The organism is Streptomyces bohaiensis, from assembly GCF_012033785.1.
Classification (GTDB): domain Bacteria; phylum Actinomycetota; class Actinomycetes; order Streptomycetales; family Streptomycetaceae; genus Streptomyces; species Streptomyces bohaiensis.
The window spans coordinates 1-3,207 of the sequence record NZ_JAAVJC010000399.1; the positions used below are offsets into that span (position 1 = coordinate 1).

The following is a 3,207-nucleotide window of genomic DNA, read 5'->3' on the forward strand; positions in this document are numbered from 1 at the left end:
CCCGGCGGCCGCGCACAGCTGACAGCAGCCCGCCCCTGGGCCGGCCGGGCAGGAGCCGGTCAGGTGATGTAGCTGCCCGGGACCTGCGGCGCCCCCGCCCCGCCCCGGAGCAGCGCTGCCGCGTCGGCGAGCCGCGCCACCGCCTCGGCCGCGAGCGGCCCGGGCAGGGTGAACGGCAGCCGGAGGTACCCCTCGAAGGCGCCGTCGAGGCCGAAGCGGGTACCGGCGGGGACCCGCACCCCGTGGCGCTCGGCGAGGTCGGCCAGCCGGCTGCTGGAGAGCCCGCCGGCCCGGGCCCAGAGCGTGAGGCCGCCGGCGGGCACGGCGAACTCCCAGTCGGGCAGCCGCTGCCGCAGCGCGGCCACCAGCGCGTCGCGGTTGGCGGTCACCTGCGCGCGGCGCAGCGCCACCGCGGCGTCCCAGCCGTCCCCGTTCATCAGGCGCGCGACCGCCAGCTGCTCGAAGACGGGGCTGCCCAGATCGGCCCAGGCGCGGGCCGCGACCAGGCTGCGGACCGTCTCGGGGGCGGCGCGCACCCAGCCGATCCGCAGTCCGGCCCAGAAGGTCTTGCTGGCCGAGCCGATGGTCACCACGGTGGCCCCGCCGGGGTCGAAGGCGCTGACCGGGCGGACAGGCCGGGCGCCCGGCCGCAGATCCAGGTCGCGCATGGTCTCGTCCACGACCAGCAGGGCGCCGGCGGCGCGCGCGGCGGCCACCAGTTCGCGGCGCTGCTCCTCGTCCGCCAGGGCGCCCGTCGGGTTGTGGAAGTCGGCGGCGACGTAGGCGAAGCGCGGAGCGGCGTCCCGCAGCACCCGGCGCCACGCCGGGAGGTCCCACCCGGAGAGCCCCTCCCCCATCGCCACCGGGACCAGACGGGTGCCGGTGTCCCGCATCAGCTGGAGGACGTTGGCGTAGGACGGGTGCTCGACCGCCACCCGCTCGCCCCTCCCGGCCAGCAGGCGCCGCACCGCCGCGACCCCGCCCATGGCCCCGGTGGTGACCATGATCTGCTCGGGCATGGTCGGTACCCCCGCGGCGGTGTACCGCTCGGCGAGGGCCCGCCGCAGGGCGGGCAGTCCGGCGGGGAAGTCGCCGTGGGTCGCGGTGGTCGACCGCAGGTCGGGCAGGGCGTCCTCGAAGGCGCCGCTCAGCAGCGGCTCGGGGGCGGGCAGCGCCGCGTAGCCGAGATCGATCACCGAGGCCTCGGTGTCCGGCGGCAGCGGGTCCAGCCCGCCGCTGGGCGGGGCGTGCCCCGCGGGGACCGCCGTCCAGCTGCCCGCGCCCCGACGCGATTCCAGGAAGCCGTCGGCGCGCAGCGCCTCGAAGGCGGCGGCGACGGTGGTCCGGCTCACGGAGAGGGCGGCGGCGAGCTCCCGCTCGGCGGGCAGCCGCGTCGCCACCGGGATGCGGCCCTCCAGCACCAGGTAGCGCAACCCGTCCGCGAGTGTGCGGTAGGCCGGGCGCCGACGGTCACCGGGCGCGGGGGCGGTCCCACCACCGAGCAGCCGCTTGAGCTGCGCGGCGCCGACGGTGGAGGTCCAGGTGGTCATGATGCGGTCCCACTCCCTCGCGACCGGCCCCGAGACGTGCCGACTCCGGCCATGCTGCCAGACTCCCGCAGGCCGGGCGGCCGGGCGGGGACCGTGGGGCGGAACGGAACGGAGCGGCCGCGCCGCGCGCCGCGCGATTTCACAGCGGGGCCGCCGGACGGCTACAGTAGGCGGTTGATCCCCGTCCGACGACCGACCTCGCGCGCCGTCCCCCTGCGGACACCGGGTGACATCACCGCGGTGATGTGACGAACCGGGCGCGGGCGGGTAGGAGCAGTACGGCGGCGAGACGGGGCGAAGTAGCCCGCAACGGGAATCTTCCCCGCCGACCGGACGTTGACGGGATGACGACGACAGCCACACCTGTCATGTGGGCGACCAGCCCGGGAGGCACGATTCATGAGTGAGCGAGCTCTGCGCGGCACGCGACTCGTGGTGACCAGCTACGAGACTGACCGCGGTATCGACCTGGCTCCCCGCCAGGCGGTGGAGTACGCATGCGAGCGGGGGCATCGGTTCGAGATGCCCTTCTCCGTGGAGGCCGAGATCCCCTCGGAGTGGGAGTGCAAGGTCTGCGGCGTCCAGGCGCTGCTGGTGGACGGTGACGGGCCGGAGGAGAAGAAGGCCAAGCCCGCCCGCACGCACTGGGACATGCTGATGGAGCGACGCACCCGTGAGGAGTTGGAGGAGGTGCTGGCCGAGCGGCTGGCCGTCCTGCGCTCCGGTGCGATGAACATCGCGGTGCACCCGCGGGACAGCAGGAAGTCCGCCTGAGGCGTACCACCATCGACGACACGGCGCGGGCCGGTCGACCACGATCCACAGCGGTCGCAGCGGGCAGGGGTGATCGGCGACGGCGGTCCGGCGCGCCTGCGCGAGTTCGGCGAGGCGCCGCTCGGTCTCGACCGTCGCCCACTCCAGGGCGGCCGAAGCGCCGGTGGGGGAGGACTCCACGGTGAGCACCCCGCGGCGCCCGGCGAAGCAGGCGAACTCGCCGGCGCCGCTGCCGTCCACCAGCAGCACGTCGCCGTCGTCCAGCGCCTGCAGGGTGAGCGAGCGCAGCAGCGAGGTGGTGCCCGATCCGGGGCGGCCCGTCGCCAGCAGGTGCGCGGCGGGTGCCCGGGAGCCGGTGCGCCAGACGACGGGGGCGGCCTCGCTCACCCCGCCGTCCTCGGCCCCGGAGGTGACGGGGACGGTGCGGTCGACCGCGTCGGGGTCGGTGAAGCCCAGCACCGCCTCGCCGGGCCCGGTGACGAACCGCTGCGCGCAGAGACCGTCGGGCAGCGGCGGCAGCACGGTCAGCCGCAGGCGGTTGTGCTCGCGGTCCCAGCACAGCCGCAGCTCCCGCTCGGGTCCGGTCTTGGCGGTGAGCACCTCCTCCACGCGGGTCCGCGCCCCGGCGTCCCCGTCGGGGAAGTGGGCGGGATAGCGCAGGCAGAGCGCGGTGACGCGGTCGCCCTCGAACGCCTGGTCGCTGAAGACGTCCTCCCAGCGCCCGCCCCAGGTGTACGCCGGTTCCGCGGTGCACCCCTCCGGGGCGCCGAAGTACGGCACCAGCGCCTCGTAGACGATGCGCAGCCGCTCGTTCCTCGCCGCGGTCTCCGCGGCGGCCTCGGCGGCGCGTGCCGCGCACCTGCTGGCGACGGGCCGCCCCGGA

At 76.3% G+C, this 3,207-nt stretch carries 2 protein-coding genes; one reads left to right on the plus strand and one right to left on the minus strand.

Annotation, left to right across the window (positions count from 1 at the left end):
- Positions 1-59 precede the first annotated feature (59 nt).
- Entirely contained in the window at positions 60-1,550 is a 1,491-nt protein-coding gene (yczR, locus tag HCN52_RS23190; RefSeq protein ID WP_168090390.1) for a MocR-like transcription factor YczR, read from the minus strand.
- Between the two features lie 399 nt (positions 1,551-1,949).
- Here yczR and HCN52_RS23195 point away from each other — a divergent pair, with 399 nt between their 5' ends.
- The gene (locus HCN52_RS23195) at positions 1,950-2,324 is read left to right on the plus strand and encodes an RNA polymerase-binding protein RbpA (protein WP_167935094.1); all 375 of its coding nucleotides are present in this window, start codon (positions 1,950-1,952) and stop codon (positions 2,322-2,324) included.
- The last annotated feature ends 883 nt before the right edge of the window (positions 2,325-3,207 follow it).

Bases quoted from the DNA above. Each gene is read 5' to 3' on its own strand.
- yczR (WP_168090390.1), bottom strand. From the start codon at position 1,550: ATGACCACCTGGACCTCCACCGTCGGCGCCGCGCAGCTCAAGCGGCTG.
- HCN52_RS23195 (WP_167935094.1), top strand. From the start codon at position 1,950: ATGAGTGAGCGAGCTCTGCGCGGCACGCGACTCGTGGTGACCAGCTAC.